This is a genomic window from Streptomyces paludis, from assembly GCF_003344965.1.
GTDB lineage: Bacteria > Actinomycetota > Actinomycetes > Streptomycetales > Streptomycetaceae > Streptomyces > Streptomyces paludis.
Window position 1 is genome coordinate 8,384,089 of record NZ_CP031194.1, and the last position, 18,690, is coordinate 8,402,778.

Below are 18,690 nucleotides of genomic sequence, written 5' to 3' on the forward strand. Positions count from 1 at the left end.
CGCTCACGAACTCGGGCATGTCCTGCAACAGCGGCAGGGGCCGGTGGGCGGTGAAGCCGACCCGCGCGGCCTGCGTATCTCCCGGCCCACCGATCCACTGGAGGTGGCGGCCGAGCGGCAGGCCCACGAGGTGATGCGGGGGCAGGTGCCGGTGCTGCGGCAGGCCGACAGCGGCACGCCGGTTGGGCGGGAAGCCGCGGCCTCCCCGGGGGCCGTGCCGGCCGTCCAGCTCGCCCCGCTCCACGTCACGTACGAAGGGGACGGGGCCACGGGCCCGCGGGCCGTTGACTCCGACAACGAGCAGGACGTCCGCCGGTTTGTTTTCGATTCGATCCTCAAGGGCAACCACGAGGCGGTCGCGCTCGTCATGAACCGTCTCGGAGCCCTCGATCCGCAGCCGGCCTATCTCGCCAACCTCCGCGAGGTGGTGTCCCAGGCCCCCGCCCAGGAAGGCGTTCGCATCCCGCCGCTGGTTCACTTCATCTGGATCGGCGGAGGCATCAGCAAGGGCGCGCTCGACAACGTCCTCGCGTGGGCGGAGAAGGCCCAGAACTCCGACTGGCGCATCAACCTCTGGACGGACAGGCGCAGTTCCTGGTCGTGGGCCGACTCGCTCCGGGTGAAGGTGTCCAAGGCGATCGAGTTCAAGTACATCGAGGACGCACTCGACGAGCGGGTCGCCGCCACGTACGAGAAGGCGACCAAGGGTCCGACGATGGCGTACCCCCTGGCCTCCGACATCGCCCGGTACAGCATCCTCAAGAAGCTCGGCGGTGTGTACGCCGATGTGGACCTGGGGTCCGGGACGATCGACCTCAAGCAGACCAGGCCGGCGCTCCGCGAGAACGACGTCCCAATCCTCGGCTCTCTCATCCGGGACGAGAACAGCCTCAACGCCTCCCTCTCGGCGGCGGGGGCCTCACCCGTCACGGGCGCCGCGACCGCGGAGCAGGTCAGGACCGCGGCCCGCTATCTCCTCGGCACGGGCGGCTACGGAAACCACTTCATCGGCGTGCAGCAGAACTCCGCCGTCATGGACAAGATGATCGACAAGGTCGCCCGATCCATCGGGGACATGGACGCCGAAGAACTCCACATGGCCGGCCCCGTGGCGACCGGGCCCTTCGCCCTCATCCAGGTGGTCGACCAGCACCTCAGCTCGGAGTTCGGCGTCCAGAGCCTCCAGGCCGGAGAGCACCAGCTGTTCCAGCAGGTGGGCAAGCAGTTCCACGACCACATGCAGTGGCTGACCGCCGAGAGCGAGAACCAGAACTACTGACACCGAGCACAGCGGGCGCCGGCGGATGGACGAGTAACTGACCCACCGTCAGTTCCCGGCTTTCTCTCCGTGTTTCCACTGCCACACAGGCCAGAGTCGACGAACGCGCTGCCAGGACGGCCTCGCCGCCCGAGCGCGAGACCGGCAGCAGGCCATGCAGGGAAATCCAAGGAGGGCATGAAATGCGCGAAAACTGTGCGCGCCGGGGAGACGAGGCTCACATGGAGGGCACGGCATGAGTCACCTTTCGCGACGCGCCTTCGTCCAGGGATCCGGGATTGCCGTGGGGTCCGCCTTCCTCGCTTCCCCCACCTCCGCACGTGCGGCCGATTCCTCCGCGGGCGCGGCCGGCCGAAGGCTCTTCGCCTATGTCGGCTTCGGAACCGAGGACTGGAACGGCGGACCCACCGGCGGTGGCATCAAGGTATTCCGCGTCAATATGACCGACGGATCGCTGAGCCCCGTGAGCGAGACCGGACCGGACGTCGCGGACATGAACTGCGACGGTATCTGCACTTCCGCCGATGGGCGCTTCGTTTACGGCACCAATCGTACGACGGCGCAGCACAGCATCCCCGGTTACGGCGGTGGAGTTTATGCTTTCCGCGTCAATTCCGCGGACGGATCGCTGAAGCACACCGAGACCGTGCATTCCATGGGCGCCAATCCGTCCGCCGTTCTGGTCGACAGTACGAACAGCAGGTTGATCGCGAGCAATCGCGGGGCGATCAACCGGGTCACCTTGATCGCGCAAAAGCGCGGCAAATGGGTCATCGAGCGGCCTACGGACGATGCCACCGTCACCCTGTTCCCTCTCGGAGCGGACAGGTCGATCGGTGACCCCTTGGACGTCGCCACCTTCCCCGAAGGGATGGTGCCCGGGAGCGAGCAGCTGCGGCCCCAGGACCTGGGGGCGACCTCCATGGTTCAGAACGGCCCGGCGTGCCACGGCATGGCGCTCGACAGCACGGAGCGTTGGCTCATCGCGACGGACAATGGCTACGACCATATCTATGTCTACCCGCACGGGCCCCGTTCCCGCCGGCTGACGGGAAAGGCATATCCGGTAGCGGCGGGATCCGGCCCCAGGCACGTGGCGACACATCCGAAGGCTCCGTTCTTCTTCGTCACCAACGAATGGTCCCCGTCCATCTCCGCCTTTCAGCTGAACGAAAGGACCGGCGCTGTCCGGCACATTCAGACAATCGGTGTCTCTGCCGACAACCTGAATCCGGGCACGTACGACGGCAGCGTCTTCGCATACGACGGACCTTCGCCCTCGGACATACGCGTGCACCCGAACGGCCGGTTCGTCTACGCCTCCACGCGCCGGATACACAGCGCCCAGGGCGGGAGCGACACCATTACCTCCTATGCGTTCGACCAGGGTACGGGGCGTCTCAAGCTCGTGGACGAGATCGAGACCGGAGGGAAAATGCAGCGCGAGTTCAATATCGAACCGTCCGGCACCTTCCTTTTCGCCTGCAACCAGAACTCGAACAACGTGACCACCTTCGCCCTGGACGGCAGGACCGGCAAAATGCGTCAGGTCGCGACGACCCACGTGCCCCGGGCAACGGTCATCAGCTTCGCGTCGCTCTGACCCGTCCGGCGCCGCCCTTGTGGGCGCGAGCAGGCCCGGGGCCGTCCACCGGGCCGGTACGGGACGCGGAGATCCTCAACGCCCCGCTCCCCGCACCGGCACGGCCGGTCGGGCCCGGGCCCGCGGCGGTGCCGACGGCAGCGGCTCCACCGCGGGCGGCATGATGGGGTGATTGAGTACGACCTTGTACGATTGCGCCGCCCAGCCCCAGGCCAGGTAGCCGCCCCCGACAGAACGGACTCCACCGCACCATGTCCGACCCGGCCACCGAGCCTGCCCCGGGCCGCCTCCTGGTGGTCGAGGACGATCCCAGCATCCGCATGCTGCTGGAGTCGGCGCTGCGGCTGTCCGGCTACGAGGTCTTCGGCGCGGCCACCGGCCAGGAAGCCCTTCGGGAGGTGGAGGGCTGCCGTCCGGACCTCGTGCTTCTCGACATCATGCTGCCCGACCTGGACGGCCTGGAGGTCACGCGCAGGCTGCGCGCGGGCGGGGACCGAACGCCGGTGCTGTTCCTGACGGCGCGCGGAGAGCTGGCCGACCGTATCGCGGGCCTGAGCGCGGGCGGCGACGACTATGTGACCAAGCCGTTCAGCATCGAGGAGGTGCTGCTGCGCATCCGCGCCATTCTCCGCCGGACCCACCCGGACCACGTGTTCGGCCCCGACAGCGCCGACAACGGGATCCTGCGCTTCACCGACCTGGAGCTGGACGAGAACGCCCACGAGGTGCACCGGGCCGGCGTGTACATCCCGCTGTCCCCGACCGAGTTCAACCTGCTCACGTACCTCATGGAGAATCCCAACCGGGTACTGAGCAAGGCCAGGATCCTCGACCAGGTCTGGGGATACGACTTCGCGGGCGACGGCCGCATCGTCGAGACCTACATCAAATATCTGCGCCGCAAGATCGACCGCTTCGATCCACCCCTGCTGCACACCGTGCGCGGCGTCGGCTACTGTCTGCGGCTTCCCCAGGGTCACACGAGCGGAGCCGATCGGTGACTCGCCGCCGGTGGACACCGCGCCCCCGCTCGCTGCGCGGCCGGCTCGTGTGGGGGGTGACCCTGCTGGCCGCGGCGGCGGTGCTGACCGCGCAGGCCATCGGGGTCGCGGGGATGAACGCGTGGCTGCTCGGCCGGGTCGACCAGCAGCTCCAAGCCTTCACACTTCCGGACCGCGCCACCGCGCCCTCGGCCGTACCGCCCGTCACACCCGGCCCGGACGTCATCACCCTTCCCTCCGACTTCCGGGTCACCTTCTACAGCTCCGCGGGCAACGTACAGAGTGCCATCGGCGGAGGAGGCAGGCCGAGCCCGAAGCTCCCGCGGTCCACCGGCGATCTGCGTCTGACGCGGGGTCAGGAGGCCACCGTCCCGGCCGAGTCCGGAGACGGGCAGTGGAGGGTCCTGTGGCGGGACGTCCCGCTGCGGGACACCTCGTACGTGGTCGCCCTGCCCCTCGACACGGTGGAGGGCGCCTTGTCGAAGCAGCTCGCCCTCAACGCGATCGTCCTCGCCGCGGTCGTGGCCGGTCTGATCGTCGTCGGCCGCTCGGTGGTCCGCCTCGGCCTCCGCCCGCTGACCCTCATGGAGCACACGGCCCAGGGCATCACCGAGGGGGACCTCGGCCTGCGACTGCCCGACACGGACCCGCGCACCGAGACCGGCCGCCTGGGCACGGTACTCAACGACATGCTCGACCGCCTCCAACAGGCCCTTCGGCAGAGGGAGTTCTCGGAGGCTCGACTGCGCCGCTTCGTGGCCGACGCCGGACACGAACTGCGTACGCCCCTCACCACGGTCCAGGGCTTCGCCCAGCTCGCGCTGCGTCACCCCGACCGCCCCGCCGAACAGCGCCGGGAGGCCGACGAACAACTCGCCCGCAACGCCGAGCGCATGACCCTCCTCATCGACGACCTGCTGCTGCTCGCCAAGCTCGACCAGGAGCCTTCCTACCGCAGCGACATCGTCGATCTGCTGTCCCTCGCGGCGGACGCGGTGAGCGCGGCGGCCGTTCGCGCGGACGGCGAGCACCGAGTGACGCTCAGCCCTCTCGGCGAGACGTCCGAGAACGCCGAACTGGAGGTCGTGGAGACGGTGGGCGATTCCGATCGCCTCCTCCAAGTCGTCAACAACCTCTTGTCCAACGCCCTCGCCCACACACCGCCGGGCACTCCGGTCGACCTGCGCGTCGGGACCGCGCGGGCCGGAGCGGCCATGGGCGGCACCGACCGGCCCGGCCGCACCAGCGCCTCTCCGCCCGTGGCGGAGTCCACACCGATCGGTGTGATCGAAGTCGCTGACCACGGCCCCGGACTGGCGCCGGATGAGGCCGAGCGGGTCTTCGAGCGCTTCTACCGGGTCGATCCCTCCCGTTCCCGCGACCGGGGCGGCAGCGGCCTCGGACTCGCCATCGCCTCGGCGGTCGCCCAGGGCCACGGCGGCCGGGTGGAACTGGACATCGCTCCGGGCGAGGGCTGCACCTTCCGGCTGGTCCTCCCGCTGGCCGGCGGCGACCGCCGGACCTGAAGCGACCGCCGTACCTGATTCTCCGACGATGTGTCAGTCGGCCTGTTTTGCCAGCGACTTGGGGCCTTCGAGGTGTGTTTCGGGGGCCTTCTGCCCGTCCTCGTCCGGCGTGTGATCGACGATGCGCTTCTCGGGCAGTACGAAGGCGAGCACCACGCCGATGAGGAAGAGCGGTACGAGGTAGCCGAACACCGGTGTGAGGGCGTGCTGGTAGGCGGAGACCACCGCGTCATGGAGGTGTTCCGGCAAGGAGTTGACGAGTGAGGGAGTGAGCGAATCCGTGCCGCCGATCGCCTTGAGATCGCTCGTGGACAGGCGGGAGGTGAGTTGGCCGGCGAGCCGGCTGGTGAAGATCGCGCCGACGGTGGCGATGCCGAGGGTCGCGCCGATCTCCCGGAAGAAGTTGTTCGCGGAGGTCGCCGTGCCCACGTCACTGGCGGGAAAGGCGTTCTGCACGGCGAGGACCAGCGTCTGGATCAGCAGGCCCAGGCCCAGGCCCAGCAGGACGAGGTACCCGCCGAGCAGGATGAGTGAAGAGCCGGCATCGATGGTGGACAGCAGCAGGAAGGCGCTGGTCACGATGGCCGAACCGAGGATCGGGTAGAGCCGGTAGCGGCCGTCGCGGCTCATCCGGCGCCCGGAGGCGATGCTTGTGCCCATCAGTCCGAGCACGAGGGGCAGCAGCATCAGGCCCGACCGGGTGGCGTTGAGGCCGTAGACCATCTGTAGATACGTCGGCATGTAGCTGACGACCGCGAACATCCCGACGCCCACCGTGATCATGCCGATGAGGGTGGCGATGTTGAAGATCCGGCTGCGGAACAGGCGGAGCGGGATGACCGGTTCGGCGGCCCGGCTCTGGGAGTGGAAGAACAGGGCCCAGGTGGCCAGGGCCACGGCGGCCAGTCCGATGATGACCGGATCGCTCCACGCGTAGGTGGTGCCGCCCCAGTCGGCGACCAGAACGGTGCAGGTGACCGCGGCCGCCATGAGCGCGATCCCGATGTGGTCGACGGTGATCGTGGCCGCCTTGCGGGGCAGCCGCAGCGCGACGAGGCACACGGCGAGAGCGGCCAGCCCGAACGGCAGGTTGATCCAGAAGGACCACCGCCAGCCGATGCTGTCGGTGAACCAGCCACCGAGCAGCGGGCCGAGGACCGAGGCGAAGGCGAAGACAGCCCCCAACGGGGCCATGTACTTGGCGCGTTCACGAGGCGGCACCAGATCGGCGATGATCGACTGCGAGGTGATCATCAGGCCGCCGCCGCCCAGCCCCTGGATGGCGCGGCCTATGATCAGCACCGTCATGTCCTGTGCGGATCCGGCGATCGCCGAACCCGCGAGGAAAATGACGATGCCGCCGATGTAGAGGGTCCGGCGGCCCAGCAGGTCGCCGAAGCGGCCGTATATGGGCATCACGATCGTGGCGGCCAGGGTGTAGGCGGTGGTGACCCAGGCCATGTGGTTGAGGCCGTGCAGTTCGCCGACGACGGTCGGCAGGGCGGTGCTGACGATGGTCTGGTCGAGCGCGGAAAGCAGCATCACGGCCATCAGGGCGGCGTAGATCAGGCGGAAGTGGCCTGTCCGGCCGGAGAAGTTCTGCTCCTTCGGCGGCGGCGCCGCAGCGGCGATGTCACTCATGGTGTCTCCGGGATCGGGTCTGTTGTGCGGTGGTGCGGACGGGGGCGAGCGCCCGGGCCGATGCGGTGTCAGGCCGTGAGGAAGGTCCGCAGGAGGGTGAGCGAGCGCTCCACATAGGGAAGGGCCGACTCGTCCCGTTCCGGGGAGTCGTCGGCCGCCCAGCGCTCCAGACCGACGCGCACCGCGGCCAGCCCCAGCGCGGCGATCAGGCTCGGCACCTCGTCGCCCGGCTCCTTCCCGAGACGCAGAGCGACCGCTTCGGCCACGGAGCGCTGGAAGCGGTCGAACCGGGTCAGCAACGCGGCCTGGACCGCGGTGTGTTCATGCGCGAGCCGGAAGACGGTACGGAACTCCTCCCGCCCGGGCCTGGTCTCGGCGAGGTCCCGCACCAGCAGACGGGTCAGGTCGTCCAGGACGACTCCCGGTCGCGCGGGGCCGAGCGCCGCGAAGTCGTCCACGAACGCCTGCGGAAGGGCCGTCGGGCCGTGGACGACGGCTTCCTCCTTGCTCGGGAAGTAGTTGAAGAACGTACGGGGTGAGACGCCGGCCCCGATGGCGATCATCTCCACGGTGATCCCGTCGAAGCCGTGCTCCCGGGCGAGTCGCAGCGCGGTCGCGTGGATCTCGGTCCGCGTCTCGCGACGCCGGCGCTCCCGCAGGGTTTCGGAGGTACTCATGACTCCAGTATTGCACACTCTGCAAGTATTGCTTGATGTGCAAAGATTGCGTGGAGGGCAGGCGCTGGGGAGGGTGATCGCCCCGGGATGTGTCCGGACACCGCGATGTCCGCCGTACTCCTCGGTGTGGTGGCTGAGCCGGGAGGTCCGGTCCCTGTCGGTGTGTTCACGGTTGTTAGGGTGGCGCCAGGACTGTACGCCGTGACGTGGAAGGAGACCTCCGGTGCTGGACTGTCTCGCTTCTTCCGGTCCGTTCCGCACGGATGTGGTGATGGAGCCGTTGGAACACCGTCCGGCCGGTACGAACGGGTACGTCAGCACGTGGGGCGCGATCACGGGCATCTGCCCGCCGAAGGACAGCTGAGCCCACCGCCCATGGCGGAGGCTTCCCCGGCCCTGGGCCGGTGCTGCCCCATGCTCCCTGCGTACCGACCGGAGACCTCTTCCCCATGTCTGCTCCTTCGCGGATCACCGCTGCCCTGCGCTCGGACGCGGTCAGCGGCCTGCTTCTCATCGGAGCCGCCGTCGCGGCTCTGATCTGGGCGAATTCGCCCCTGGCCGACTCCTACGAGTCGCTGCGCTCCCTCACCGTCGGCCCCGCGGCCCTGCACCTGGACCTGTCCCTGGAGACGTGGGCTGCGGACGGGCTGCTGGCGGTGTTCTTCTTCATCGTCGGCAACGAGCTGAAGCGGGAACTCGTCCACGGCGAGCTGCGCGACCCGCGCCGCGCCGCCTTGCCGATCGCCGCCGCGCTCGGCGGTGTCGTGGTGCCGGCGCTGCTGTTCCTCGCGGTGAACGCCACCACACCGGGAGAGGCGATCGGCGGCTGGGGCATCCCGATGGCCACCGACATCGCTTTCGCGCTCGCGGTCCTGGCCGTGGCCGGCCGGCACCTGCCCGCTGCGCTGCGTACGTTTCTGCTGACCCTGGCCACCGTGGACGACATGTGCGCGGTGCTGGTCATCGCCATCGCCTACACCACCGGCCTCGACCTCGCCGCCCTGACGTTCGCCGTGGTGGGGCTGGCGGTGTTCGGCTTCCTCCAGAACGGCTCCGGCCGGTCCCTGGACCGGATCCGGGCGGTGGTGCCGGGATGGCTGCTGTTCGGGCCGTTGGCGCTGGTGATCTGGGCGCTGACACACGCCTCCGGTGTGCACGCCACCATCGCCGGCGTCGCGATGGGTCTGCTGATGTGCACCCGTCCCCGTGCCGGCGGGGCGAGTTCGCCCTCGGACCGAGCGGAGGAGCTGCTGCGGCCGTTCGCCGCGGGGGTCGCACTGCCGGTCTTCGCGCTGCTGGCGGCCGGGGTGTCGCTGTCCGGCACGAGCGGCTTCTTCGCCTCCACCATCACCTGGGGCGTCCTCGCGGGCCTCCTGGCGGGCAAGTTCCTGGGCATTTTCGGCGTCTCCTGGCTGACCGCCCGCTTCACCGGCGCCCGCCTCAATCCCACGCTCGCCTGGCCCGACATCGCCGGTGTCGGAACCCTCGGGGCGATCGGTTTCACCGTTTCCCTGCTGATCGCCGAACTCTCCTACACCGACACCGCGCACCTGACCGACGCCAAGGGCGCCATCCTGCTGGCCTCTGCCATCGCGGCGCTGCTCGCCGCCCTCATCCTGGGGCACCGCGGCCGCCACTACCGCCGCCTCACACAGTGAACGGCAGCCGTTGAGGTGTTCAGCGGACGGCGGGGCCCGCCGTCGACGGAGAGGACGGTACCGGTCTACCGCTGGGCCGTGACCAGCCCGGTGTCGTACGCCGTGATCACTGCCTGGATACGGTCGCGGGCTCCGATCTTGGCGAGGATACGGCCGACGTGCTTCTTGACGGTGGACTCGGTCAGGACGAGGTCCTCGGCGATCTCGGCGTTGGTCCGGCCCTGGCCGATGGCGAGGAGGACTTCGCGTTCGCGGTCGCTGAGGGCCTTGAGCCGGGGGTCCTCGGCGGCGGGGGCGCCGGGCGGGGCGAGGACCCGGTGGGCGTACGCGTCCAGCAGGCGACGGGTCAGGCGGGGGGCGACGACGGCGTCGCCGGTGGCGACGGCCTGGATGCCGGCGACGAGTTCCTCGGGGCGCGCGTCCTTGAGGAGGAACCCGCTGGCGCCGGCGCGCAGCCCTTCGTAGGCGTACTCGTCGAGGTCGAAGGTCGTCACGATGAGGACGCGGGTACGGCTGCCGGTGGCGGTGATGCGGCGGGTGGCCTCGATGCCGTCCATGCCCGGCATACGGATGTCCATGAGGACGACATCGGGGCGGAGTTCGGCGGCCAGACGGACGGCCTCGGCGCCGTGTCCGGCTTCGCCGGCCGGTTCCAGGCCGGGGGTGCCCTCGATGAGCATACGGATGCCCATGCGCTGGAGGGGCTGGTCGTCGGCGACGAGCACGGTGGTCATGGGCGGGGCTCCTGGCGAGGACGAGAGCGAGGCGGGTCAGGTCAGGTCGGCGGTGCGAGCGGTGAGGGCGACGCGGACTGGGCGGGCGGCGCGTCGAGTTCGACATCCACGATCCAGCCGGGCGGGGTGGTCCGGGGGCCGATGGCGACGGTGCCGTTGTACATCGCGGCCCGCTGGCGGATGCCGACCAGACCGTGTCCTGGCACCGCGCCGTCCCGGTCCGCGTCCGCCGGCGCGGAGCCGGCCGTCCCCGGCGGTCGCGCCTCGGTGTCGGCGACCCGTATCCGTACCCGGCCCCCGAGAGCCGTCACGGTGACCTCGGCGGCGGAACCGGACCCGGCGTGCTTGAGGGTGTTGGTCAGGGACTCCTGGACGATGCGGTACACGGTGAGCTGGACACCGCTGCCCAGGGCGTCGAGATCACCGGCGGTGCGGTACACGACGGCGAGCCCGGCCGCGCGGACCCCCGCCAGCAGGGCGTCCAGATCGCGGATCGCGGGCTGCGGGTTCAGCGGCCGCTCCTCCTCCTGCTCCTCGCGCAGGACGCCGAGCACCCGGCGCAGTTCCCCCATGGCCTGGCGTCCGGTGTCGCCGAGGATGCGCAGGGCCGTCTCCGATTTCTCGCCGTTGTGGGCGGCGAGGACGGCGGCGCCGTCCGCGACGCTGACCATGACCGAGAGATTGTGGCCCACGATGTCGTGCATCTCGCGCGCGACCCGGGACCGCTCGGCGGCAGCGGTCAGCCGTACGCGCTGGTCACGCTCGGTCTCCAGGCGGGCAGCGCGGTCCGTGAGCGCCTCCAGATAGAGCCGGCGGATCCGCAGGGTCAGGCCCACGGCGACGGCGGCCGTCGCCGTGCCCAGAAGGAAGAAGAGGCCCAGCACCGGGTGCTCGACGGGCGCAAGGAGGCACACGGCCAGCGTCAGCTGGACGGCCGTCAGCGCGGCGGCCCAGCCCAGGACCCGCAGGGAACCGTGCAGGGCCAGGCTGTAGAGGGCGACGAGCGCGCTGATGCCGGTCTGCTGCCACATCCCCAGCGACCACTGGACGAGCGAGACCGCAGCGATCGCGAAGTACGTGGCGGCCGGCGCCCTGCGCCGCCACCACAACGGCACGACGAGCGCGACGGCGAAGACGAGCAGAATGCCGGCCGGCGGGTGGCCGTCGGCGCCGGTCGCCCCGAAGGGGCCGTCCCGGTGGCTCGGGTGGAGCAGATCGGGCAGACCGATCAGAGCGACGCCGAGCATGACCGCCGTGTCGAGCAGCCACGGATGCCGGCGGTCCATGCGCTGCCGGTGGCTCTGGCCGCGCAGCATACGGCCCAGCAGCGGGTGCGCCCAGGCCGCGTCCAGCCCGGGGGACGGCGGTCCGGCCGTCCCCCGGGGAGTGTCGTCGGCGGCTGCCGCGCGGTCCGGGCTCACGATTCCCATAGCCCCCATTGTCCCCAATTGTTCTTGAACGCCCTCGGACGCCCTCCAACGCTTCGAACGGGTGCTCAGGCGTCCGTCCTGACCAGCCGCAATGCCGCTCCGGCGAGCGCCAGGGCCACCCAGCCGGCGAAGACCGCGAGGCCCGCCCCGGGTGAGAGGGCGCCGGAGGACTGGTGCAGGGCGTAGACGGCCGAGCCCGCGTTGCCGGGGAAATAGGGATTGATCGTGTCGTACAGCGAGTCGGGCAGCAGCGACGCCAGCCCCGGAAGGATCAGCAGCACCCCGACCAGGACCGCGATGGCCCCCGCGGAGGAGCGCAGCAGCATGCCCAGGGCGACGCCGAGCACGGCCACCAGGGCGAGGTAGACACCCGCGCCGGCCAGGCTGCGCAGCACACCGCTGTCGCCCAGGGACAGGGCGATCTCCTCGCCGCGCAGGCCGAGCGTGCCCAGCGCGAACGCCGCGAGCGCTCCGGCGCTCGTCACGACCAGGATGACGGGACCGATCACAGCGGCCTTGGACCACAGGACCGGCAGCCGCCGCGGCACCGCGGCCAGGGTGGAGCGGATCATGCCGGTGCTGTACTCGCCCGCGGCCAGCAGCACTCCGAGGACCCCCGCGGCCAGCGAGGCGAACGTCACTCCGAGCAGCGCCAGGCTGACGGCGTCCTGCGTACCGGCGCCGGGACCGGGCGGGCCGCCGTTGCCGCCGTCGCCGGCGGCGCCCGGGCTGTAGGTGGCGGAGGCGATCGCGCCGAGGGCGACGAGGAGGACGACGGCGACCCCCAGGGTGATCCAACTGGAGCGCAGCGACCAGAACTTGGCCCACTCCGAGCGCAGCACCCGCACGCCGGTCACTTTGTAGGCGGCGGGCGCGGCCGTCCCGGGGACCGGGGAGAGCGTGGTGGTCATCAGGCGGCCTTCCGTTCGGCGGTGCTGGGGGAGGGGGCGCTCTGGTATTCGACGGCGTCGCGGGTGAGCCGCATGAACGCCTCCTCCAGGGAGACGGTCTGCGGGGTGAGTTCGTCCAGCGCCACCTGATGCCGGGCGGCGATCGCCCCGATCTCCCGGGCGGTCCGTCCGTTGACCAGCAGTTCCTCCGCGGAGGAGGAGCTGATCGTGACGTCGGGCCCGGCCAGCAGCGAGCGCAGCCGGACGGCCTCGGCGGCGGCGACCCGGACACCTCCGCCCCCGGCCTCGCGTGTGAAGTCGTCGACCGTGGTGTCGGCGAGCAGCCGCCCCCGGCCGATGATCACCAGATGGTCGGCGATCAGCGCGGTCTCGCTCATCAGGTGCGAGGAGAGCATCACGGCCCGGCCCTCGTCGGCCAGCTGCCGCAGCAGGTTACGTACCCACAGCACGCCCTCGGGGTCGAGGCCGTTGACCGGTTCGTCGAGCATCACGATGGCCGGGTCCCCGAGCAGGGCCGCGGCGATGCCGAGGCGCTGGCCCATGCCGAGCGAGAAGGCGCCCACCCGCTTGCCGGCCACACTGGTCAGCCCGGCCAGCTCGATGACCTCGTCCACCCGACGGCGCGGAATGCCGTGGGTGTACGCGAGCGCCATCAGATGGCCGGCCGCGCTGCGTCCCGGGTGTACGGACCGGGCCTCCAGCAGGGTGCCGATCTCGCGCAGCGGGGCGGTGTGCCCGGCGTAGGCGCGGCCGTTGACGGTGACCGAACCCCCGGTGGGGGCGTCCAGGCCGACGATCATGCGCATGGTCGTCGACTTGCCCGCGCCGTTCGGTCCGAGGAAGCCGGTGACCTCACCCGGCTTCACCGTGAAACTCAGGTGGTCGACGACCGTTTTGTCGCCGTACCGCTTCGTCAGCTCGCGGGTTTCGATCATGGATGGGGGCCTTCCTCGCCGTTCCTCGCCTCGGACCCCGCCGTACTTCTGCCGCGGGATCTGCGTTCGAATCTATGGGCGTGATCGCCCGCGCTCCCGGTACCACGGGAGACACTTCGGCGCCCCACTGGTACCGCGGTACCAGTGGGGCGACCGGCACCGCCCGCGGCGAGGGCGCGCAGCCATGGGCGCCATCTGACGGAGACCGGTGGCAGGAGGAACCGGTCCGGATCAGCCCGCGTGCAGCAGCCGGACCGGGTGTCCGGCGAGGAAGGCGGCGATGTCCTCCACGGCCTCGCCGTAGAAGGTGCGGTAGTTGGCCTCGGTTACGTAGCCGAGATGCGGTGTGGCCAGTACGTTCGGGAGGGAGCGCAAGGCGTCGTCGGCGGGCAGTGGCTCGGTCTCGAAGACATCGAGTCCGGCCCCGGCGATCCAGCCCTCCCGCAGGGCCCGCAGCAACGCGGTGTGGTCGACGAGGCCGGCGCGGGAAGTGTTGACCAGGTAGGCGCTCGGCTTCATGGCGCACAGTTCCGCTTCGCCGAGCAGGTGGTGTGTGCGCTCGGACAGTACGAGGTGGAGCGAGACCATGTCGGCGCGCCGCAGCAAGTCGTGCTTGCTGTCCGCCAGTTGTGCGCCCGCGGCCGCCGCGCGTGCGGCGGTGAGGTGCTGGCTCCAGGCCAGGACCTCCATGCCGAAGGCCGCGCCGACGCGTGCCATCCGGCTGCCGGTCCTCCCGAGGCCGAACAGCCCCAGCGTCCGGCCGTGCAGATCCTGGCCCACCGTGGACTGCCACGGTCCGCCGTCCCGCAGCGCGCGGTTCTCGACCGTCAAGTGCCGTGCCAGGCCCAGGATCAGAGCCCAGGCCAGCTCAACGGGCGGCGCCGCGCCGCCGGCGGTGCCGCAGACGGTCACCCCGGCCGCGGCGGCAGCCGCGAGATCGATGGAGGCGTTGCGCATGCCCGTGGTCACGAGGAGCCGCAAGCGTGGCAGGCGGCGCAGCAGGTCGGCGTCGAAGGGGGTCCGCTCCCGCATGACCACGACGATGTCGCGGTCCGCCAGCGCTTCGACCAGCGTCTCCCGGTCGGCGAGATGCTCGCGCAGAACCCGGACCTCCACCTCCTCGCCGAGGGAGGTCCAGTCCGCGTGGGTGAGGGCGGCCCCCTGATAGTCGTCGAGAACCGCGCAGCGCAGTGTCATGCCGGCGTGTCTCCCTCGCCGGATCCCTCGCCGGATCCCTCGCCGGACGTACCCGGCGCGTCGGGCGCCCGGTGGGCGTACGGGAAGCCGCGCACCGCGCTCACCGGTCCCTCTCGACGTGGCGCAGGAGGTGGCCGGTCAGGTCGGCCAGCTGGGTCACCTGCTGAGGGGACAGCGCGTCGAAGACGAGTTCACGGACCGCTCTCACATGCCCCGGCGCCGCCTGCTCGATGACGGACCGGCCCGCGGGAGCGAGGCGGAAGGTGGCGCCCCGCCGGTCACTCTCGCACTCCTCCCGCTCGACCAGGCCCCGGCGCTGCATCCGGGTGAGCTGGTGGGACAGCCGGCTCTGCTCCCAGGCCAGGGTCGCGCCGAGATCGCGGGCGCGCAGTCCCGCGCCGGGGGCGTCGTGCAGACGGCCCAGCACCTCGTAGTCGGCGACGGAGATCCCGTGTTCGTCCTGGAGTTGCCGGCCCAGCGCGCTCTGCAACTGGGCTGTCAGATGCATCAGCCCGCGCCACGCCTGGAGTTCCTCGTCGGTCAGCCACTGGGTCATGGGGACCAGTCTAGCGGAATGAATGACGAGTCATGTATGTTCAATGACGTGTCATGCAAACATGCTTTCCGGCACCGTCGAGGAGGTAGATCATGAAGGCTGTCACTGTCACCGAATTCGGTACGCCGCCCGAGCTGCGCGAGGTGCCGGAGCCGACCGTGGGACCGGGCCGGATCCTGGTACGTGTGGAGGCGTCGTCGGTGAACTGGCTGGACGCCGGCATAGCCCAGGGCGTGTTCCAGGACGTGGCCCCGCACGAGTCGCCCGTCACCCTCGGCCGCGACTTCGCCGGTGTAGTCGAGGCCGTCGGCCCCGGTGTCACCGGTGTGAAGGCCGGCGTCAGGGTCTTCGGGGAGGTCCCGCTGGGGGTGCCGATCGGCAACGGTGCGTGGGCGGAGCGCATCGTGATCGGCACGGACGCGTTCGTCCCCACCCCCGCGGGCGTCGACACCGTCACAGCGGGTGCGGCGGGCCTGGCGGCCGTCACCGCTGTGATGACGTTCGACGCTCTGGATCTGCGGCCCGGCCAGACCCTCGCGGTGGTCGGAGCGACCGGGGGAGTGGGAGGCATGGTGGCGCAGCTCGCCAGGGCGGCCGGTGCGGTCGTCGTGGCACCGGGGCTGTCCGAGGACGAGACGTATCTGCACGGCCTGGGCGTGACCGCGGTCCTGCCCCGCGGCGGCGATGTCGTGGCGGTGGTACGCGAGCGGTACCCCGAGGGGGTCGACGCACTCGTCGACGCCGTGACCTCCTACCGCCCCACGCCCTACGCGAGCGCCGTCGGGGACGGTGGCCGGATCGCCTCGCCGACCGGCGCCGCCGGTGAAGGCCGCGGCCGTACCAACATCGTGCACGCCCCGACCGCCGGGATCCTGCGGCGCGTTGCCCTGTATCTGGAGGACGGCACGATCACCGTCACCGTCGGCCGGACCTTCGCGCTGTCCGAGGCGCCCGAAGCACTGCGGGCCCTGACCGGGGGCCACACCCGCGGAAAGATCGCCCTCCGCGTCGCCTGAACCCGCCCCTCCCGACGGGCCGAGGCCCGCCGCCGAAATCACTGAACGGAAACGAACATGTACGTCACCGCCATCGTCCTGAGCGCACTGCTGGCCCTCGCCGCGGCCGGCGCGGGCGTTCCGAAGCTGCTGGACAAGGGCACCGTCCCGGGAGTGCTGCGTGACCATCTGAAGGTGGGCGCCGCTCTGGTGCGCCTCATCGGTCTGGCCGAGGTGGCCGCCGCCGTCGGCCTGGTCGGCGGCATCTTCTGGCAGCCGCTCGGCATCGCCGCCGCGGCCGGGCTGGCCGGCCTCTTCGCCGGCGCGGTGATCTACCACCGGCGTGCCGGGGACTACGCGGACGCCGAGGCCCGCGGTGGCGCGATGGGGCCGGTTGTCCTGGGGCTCGTGTCGGTGGCCGTGGGTGTCACACTCGCCCTGTCCCTGTGATGTGCGCGCCCTGACGCCGGCGGCGCCGCGACCGCGGCGGGACCGCCACCCCGAACCGCCCGATTCCCCTTCCCCTTGAGCTTCCCCTTCCCCTTTCCGGAGCGGCATCATGACCACACCGTTCGCGGGTCAGCGGACCCTGACCCGCATCACCGACAAACAGCGACTGGGCCCCGACGCACAGGTCGACGACAAGGCGCTTGTCTTCGTGCCGACCGATCCGGCCCTGACCGATCCCTTCCTCGCCCTGGTGGAGGACCGGTTCTCCACGCCGGGCTTCGCATGGCACCCCCATCGGGGTCTGGAGACCGTCACCACGGTCATCGACGGCGTTCTCGAACACGGTGACAACCTGGGCCACACGGGAGCCCTGGAGGCCGGCGAAGTACAGTGGATGACCGCGGGGCGCGGCATCATCCACCGCGAACTCGCCTACCGTGACGAACGCGCGCATGTACTCCAGATGTGGCTCAACCTGCCTGCCCGGAAGAAGATGACACCGTCGCGGTACCAGGACCTCACCAAGGCGGCCATGCCGCGTGTGACAGCGCCCGGCGTACGTATCGATGTGCACGCCGGTACGGTCGACGGCGTCACCGGCGCCGCCGACACCCACCACCCGGTCCAGGGCATCGTCGCCACGCTCGACCCGGAAGCCTCCTACGACCTCCATGTGCCCCCGGAACACCGCCTTTTCGCCCATGTGATGGACGGGCGCCTGCTTGTCGCCGGACGCGAACTGCGTGCCGGACAGACCGGCTGGTCCGACCCCGCCACCGGCCCGGCGCCCACCACGCTGCACCTCGGGGCCGTCGACCCCGGCGAGCCCGCCCGCGTCATGGTCTACAGCGGTACGCCGCTGCGCGAACCGGTCGCCGTCGGCGGCCCGTTCGTGATGAACACCAAGACCGAGATCACCCGGGCGTTCACCGACTTCCACTCCGGCGCCTTCGGCCCCGTACCCCGCACCGCCCGGCTCGCGTACGACCGGTGACGGCCGCGCCCGGCACACTGGCCTCCGCGCCCTTGGCTCGGCCGGATCCACGGTGTTACCCGGCGTGGCTCTCGCACCACTCGCCGATGGCGCGGCCGATACGGCCCGGCCGCGTGCTCGCCGGGCATCGACCACACCCGTTGTCCCTCAGGAGTGGCCCGGCGGTGAGCTGTCCTGCCGATCACTGATCACTGTCCGTCTATTGGACGGAACGACGGTCCCGTCGCACGGTGGAAGCAACTGGTCGGCTGCCGGAAGAGCACGAGCCCTCCCGGTTCGCCCAGGTGAAAGGGAGCGCTTCATGGCGGGCGTGCTGCACGACGCGTGGACCACAGTCGTCCCCGACCCGACGGACCGGCACGGACCGCTCCCGCCGCTGATGCTCGCCCTGACTGTGGTGACCGGTCTCGTCGACGCCTTCAGCTATCTCGCCCTCGGCCATGTCTTCGTTGCCAATATGACCGGCAACGTCGTCTTCTCCGGCTTCGCGGTCGCCGGTACGCCCGGCTTCTCGCTCGCCGCCTCGCTCACGGCCCTCGCCGTGTTCGCCGTGGGTGCCCTGCTCGGCGGCCGTATCGCCCACCGTACGCAGGCCCACCGCGGACGGATGCTTCACCGGGCCCTTGTCCTGGAGACCGTGCTGGTCCTTGCCGCCTATGTCATCGCCCAGGCCGCCACCGCCCCGTACACCGGCGCCGTCCTGTACGGGCTGATCACGCTGCTGGGACTCGCCATGGGCGTGCAGAACGCCGCCGCCCGCGAGCTTGCCGTACCCGACCTGACCACGACCGTACTGACACTCACCCTCACCGGCGTCGCTTCGGACAGCCGCGCGGCCGGGGGAGCGGGAGGCGGCAGGGCCGGCCGGCGCCTGCTTTCCGCGGGGGCCATGTGCGCCGGAGCCATCGGCGGCGCTGTCGCGGTCCTGCACGGTGGTCCCGCCCTGCCGCTGCTGTTCGCGTCGCTGCTGCTGGCCGCCGCCACCGCCGCCACGTTCGCGCCCGCACGCTCCGACGCCCCCTGGACCAAACCCCTGTGACCCGACCGGGCCATCACCGGGACAGGGCGGCCGGTCCTCACCCGGCCGCCCTGCGCACTGCACG

The 18,690-nt window shown here is 70.8% G+C and carries 18 protein-coding genes; 10 read left to right on the plus strand and 8 right to left on the minus strand.

Going from position 1 to position 18,690, the window contains the following annotated elements:
* Nucleotides 1-367 precede the first annotated feature (367 nt).
* The 4 genes from DVK44_RS35895 (at nucleotide 368) to DVK44_RS35910 (ending at nucleotide 5,409) form a co-directional block, all read left to right on the plus strand.
* On the plus strand, nucleotides 368-1,279 hold the full coding sequence (locus DVK44_RS35895; RefSeq protein WP_114665668.1) for a TcdA/TcdB catalytic glycosyltransferase domain-containing protein: 912 nt from the start codon (nucleotides 368-370) through the stop codon (nucleotides 1,277-1,279).
* A 235-nt stretch (nucleotides 1,280-1,514) separates the two neighbouring features.
* Nucleotides 1,515-2,882 (plus strand): lactonase family protein, encoded by a 1,368-nt coding sequence (locus DVK44_RS35900; RefSeq protein ID WP_114664729.1) that lies wholly within the window; start codon nucleotides 1,515-1,517, stop codon nucleotides 2,880-2,882.
* 251 nt (nucleotides 2,883-3,133) lie between these two features.
* Nucleotides 3,134-3,883, plus strand: coding sequence for a response regulator transcription factor (locus DVK44_RS35905; protein WP_114664730.1), 750 nt, complete (start codon nucleotides 3,134-3,136; stop codon nucleotides 3,881-3,883).
* Nucleotides 3,880-5,409: a sensor histidine kinase gene (locus tag DVK44_RS35910; protein WP_228447531.1), complete on the plus strand. Its 1,530-nt coding sequence runs from the start codon at nucleotides 3,880-3,882 to the stop codon at nucleotides 5,407-5,409. Before DVK44_RS35905 ends, DVK44_RS35910 begins: the two co-directional genes overlap by 4 nt.
* A gap of 33 nt (nucleotides 5,410-5,442) precedes the next feature.
* Here the strand turns inward: DVK44_RS35910 and DVK44_RS35915 are convergent, their stop codons facing one another.
* The gene (locus tag DVK44_RS35915) at nucleotides 5,443-7,050 is read right to left on the minus strand and encodes an MDR family MFS transporter (protein ID WP_114664731.1); all 1,608 of its coding nucleotides are present in this window, start codon (nucleotides 7,048-7,050) and stop codon (nucleotides 5,443-5,445) included.
* Nucleotides 7,051-7,118: 68 nt separating this feature from the next.
* Nucleotides 7,119-7,727, minus strand: a complete 609-nt coding sequence (locus DVK44_RS35920; protein WP_114664732.1) for an acyl-CoA-like ligand-binding transcription factor — start codon at nucleotides 7,725-7,727, stop codon at nucleotides 7,119-7,121.
* Between the two features lie 223 nt (nucleotides 7,728-7,950).
* Here DVK44_RS35920 and DVK44_RS36605 point away from each other — a divergent pair, with 223 nt between their 5' ends.
* On the plus strand, nucleotides 7,951-8,091 hold the full coding sequence (locus DVK44_RS36605; RefSeq protein WP_162794231.1) for a hypothetical protein: 141 nt from the start codon (nucleotides 7,951-7,953) through the stop codon (nucleotides 8,089-8,091).
* Nucleotides 8,092-8,176: 85 nt separating this feature from the next.
* The gene (nhaA, locus tag DVK44_RS35925) at nucleotides 8,177-9,385 is read left to right on the plus strand and encodes a Na+/H+ antiporter NhaA (protein WP_114664733.1); all 1,209 of its coding nucleotides are present in this window, start codon (nucleotides 8,177-8,179) and stop codon (nucleotides 9,383-9,385) included.
* Nucleotides 9,386-9,450: 65 nt separating this feature from the next.
* On the opposite strand, the gene DVK44_RS35930 is transcribed toward nhaA, so the two are convergent.
* The 6 genes from DVK44_RS35930 to DVK44_RS35955 all read right to left on the minus strand — a co-directional run bounded on the left by DVK44_RS35930 (nucleotide 9,451) and on the right by DVK44_RS35955 (nucleotide 15,148).
* Nucleotides 9,451-10,119 (minus strand): response regulator, encoded by a 669-nt coding sequence (locus DVK44_RS35930; protein ID WP_114664734.1) that lies wholly within the window; start codon nucleotides 10,117-10,119, stop codon nucleotides 9,451-9,453.
* 41 nt (nucleotides 10,120-10,160) lie between these two features.
* Nucleotides 10,161-11,549, minus strand: a complete 1,389-nt coding sequence (locus tag DVK44_RS35935; RefSeq protein WP_114664735.1) for a sensor histidine kinase — start codon at nucleotides 11,547-11,549, stop codon at nucleotides 10,161-10,163.
* Between the two features lie 65 nt (nucleotides 11,550-11,614).
* Nucleotides 11,615-12,460: an ABC transporter permease gene (locus DVK44_RS35940; RefSeq protein ID WP_114664736.1), complete on the minus strand. Its 846-nt coding sequence runs from the start codon at nucleotides 12,458-12,460 to the stop codon at nucleotides 11,615-11,617.
* Nucleotides 12,460-13,395, minus strand: coding sequence for an ABC transporter ATP-binding protein (locus DVK44_RS35945; RefSeq protein ID WP_114664737.1), 936 nt, complete (start codon nucleotides 13,393-13,395; stop codon nucleotides 12,460-12,462). Before DVK44_RS35945 ends, DVK44_RS35940 begins: the two co-directional genes overlap by 1 nt.
* A 231-nt stretch (nucleotides 13,396-13,626) precedes the next feature.
* Nucleotides 13,627-14,592, minus strand: coding sequence for a D-2-hydroxyacid dehydrogenase family protein (locus DVK44_RS35950; protein ID WP_114664738.1), 966 nt, complete (start codon nucleotides 14,590-14,592; stop codon nucleotides 13,627-13,629).
* A gap of 100 nt (nucleotides 14,593-14,692) precedes the next feature.
* Nucleotides 14,693-15,148 carry a MarR family winged helix-turn-helix transcriptional regulator gene (locus tag DVK44_RS35955; RefSeq protein WP_114664739.1) on the minus strand — a complete coding sequence of 152 codons (456 nt, stop codon included), beginning with the start codon at nucleotides 15,146-15,148 and terminating at the stop codon, nucleotides 14,693-14,695.
* Nucleotides 15,149-15,240: 92 nt separating this feature from the next.
* Here DVK44_RS35955 and DVK44_RS35960 point away from each other — a divergent pair, with 92 nt between their 5' ends.
* From DVK44_RS35960 to DVK44_RS35975, 4 genes are all read left to right on the plus strand, one after another.
* Nucleotides 15,241-16,164 (plus strand): NADP-dependent oxidoreductase, encoded by a 924-nt coding sequence (locus tag DVK44_RS35960; protein ID WP_114664740.1) that lies wholly within the window; start codon nucleotides 15,241-15,243, stop codon nucleotides 16,162-16,164.
* Nucleotides 16,165-16,221: 57 nt separating this feature from the next.
* Nucleotides 16,222-16,593 carry a DoxX family protein gene (locus tag DVK44_RS35965; RefSeq protein WP_114664741.1) on the plus strand — a complete coding sequence of 124 codons (372 nt, stop codon included), beginning with the start codon at nucleotides 16,222-16,224 and terminating at the stop codon, nucleotides 16,591-16,593.
* A 109-nt stretch (nucleotides 16,594-16,702) separates the two neighbouring features.
* Nucleotides 16,703-17,587: a pirin family protein gene (locus DVK44_RS35970; RefSeq protein WP_114664742.1), complete on the plus strand. Its 885-nt coding sequence runs from the start codon at nucleotides 16,703-16,705 to the stop codon at nucleotides 17,585-17,587.
* Between the two features lie 301 nt (nucleotides 17,588-17,888).
* The gene (locus tag DVK44_RS35975) at nucleotides 17,889-18,626 is read left to right on the plus strand and encodes a YoaK family protein (protein WP_114664743.1); all 738 of its coding nucleotides are present in this window, start codon (nucleotides 17,889-17,891) and stop codon (nucleotides 18,624-18,626) included.
* The last annotated feature ends 64 nt before the right edge of the window (nucleotides 18,627-18,690 follow it).

What these genes read in the sequence shown, in the direction of transcription:
- DVK44_RS35895 (WP_114665668.1), top strand. Translation starts at nt 368, where the DNA reads ATGAACCGTCTCGGAGCCCTCGATCCGCAGCCGGCCTATCTCGCCAAC.
- DVK44_RS35900 (WP_114664729.1), top strand. Translation starts at nt 1,515, where the DNA reads ATGAGTCACCTTTCGCGACGCGCCTTCGTCCAGGGATCCGGGATTGCC.
- DVK44_RS35905 (WP_114664730.1), top strand. Translation starts at nt 3,134, where the DNA reads ATGTCCGACCCGGCCACCGAGCCTGCCCCGGGCCGCCTCCTGGTGGTC.
- DVK44_RS35915 (WP_114664731.1), bottom strand. Translation starts at nt 7,050, where the DNA reads ATGAGTGACATCGCCGCTGCGGCGCCGCCGCCGAAGGAGCAGAACTTC.
- DVK44_RS35920 (WP_114664732.1), bottom strand. Translation starts at nt 7,727, where the DNA reads ATGAGTACCTCCGAAACCCTGCGGGAGCGCCGGCGTCGCGAGACGCGG.
- nhaA (WP_114664733.1), top strand. Translation starts at nt 8,177, where the DNA reads ATGTCTGCTCCTTCGCGGATCACCGCTGCCCTGCGCTCGGACGCGGTC.
- DVK44_RS35930 (WP_114664734.1), bottom strand. Translation starts at nt 10,119, where the DNA reads ATGACCACCGTGCTCGTCGCCGACGACCAGCCCCTCCAGCGCATGGGC.
- DVK44_RS35935 (WP_114664735.1), bottom strand. Translation starts at nt 11,549, where the DNA reads ATGGGAATCGTGAGCCCGGACCGCGCGGCAGCCGCCGACGACACTCCC.
- DVK44_RS35940 (WP_114664736.1), bottom strand. Translation starts at nt 12,460, where the DNA reads ATGACCACCACGCTCTCCCCGGTCCCCGGGACGGCCGCGCCCGCCGCC.
- DVK44_RS35945 (WP_114664737.1), bottom strand. Translation starts at nt 13,395, where the DNA reads ATGATCGAAACCCGCGAGCTGACGAAGCGGTACGGCGACAAAACGGTC.
- DVK44_RS35950 (WP_114664738.1), bottom strand. Translation starts at nt 14,592, where the DNA reads ATGACACTGCGCTGCGCGGTTCTCGACGACTATCAGGGGGCCGCCCTC.
- DVK44_RS35955 (WP_114664739.1), bottom strand. Translation starts at nt 15,148, where the DNA reads ATGACCCAGTGGCTGACCGACGAGGAACTCCAGGCGTGGCGCGGGCTG.
- DVK44_RS35960 (WP_114664740.1), top strand. Translation starts at nt 15,241, where the DNA reads ATGAAGGCTGTCACTGTCACCGAATTCGGTACGCCGCCCGAGCTGCGC.
- DVK44_RS35965 (WP_114664741.1), top strand. Translation starts at nt 16,222, where the DNA reads ATGTACGTCACCGCCATCGTCCTGAGCGCACTGCTGGCCCTCGCCGCG.
- DVK44_RS35970 (WP_114664742.1), top strand. Translation starts at nt 16,703, where the DNA reads ATGACCACACCGTTCGCGGGTCAGCGGACCCTGACCCGCATCACCGAC.
- DVK44_RS35975 (WP_114664743.1), top strand. Translation starts at nt 17,889, where the DNA reads ATGGCGGGCGTGCTGCACGACGCGTGGACCACAGTCGTCCCCGACCCG.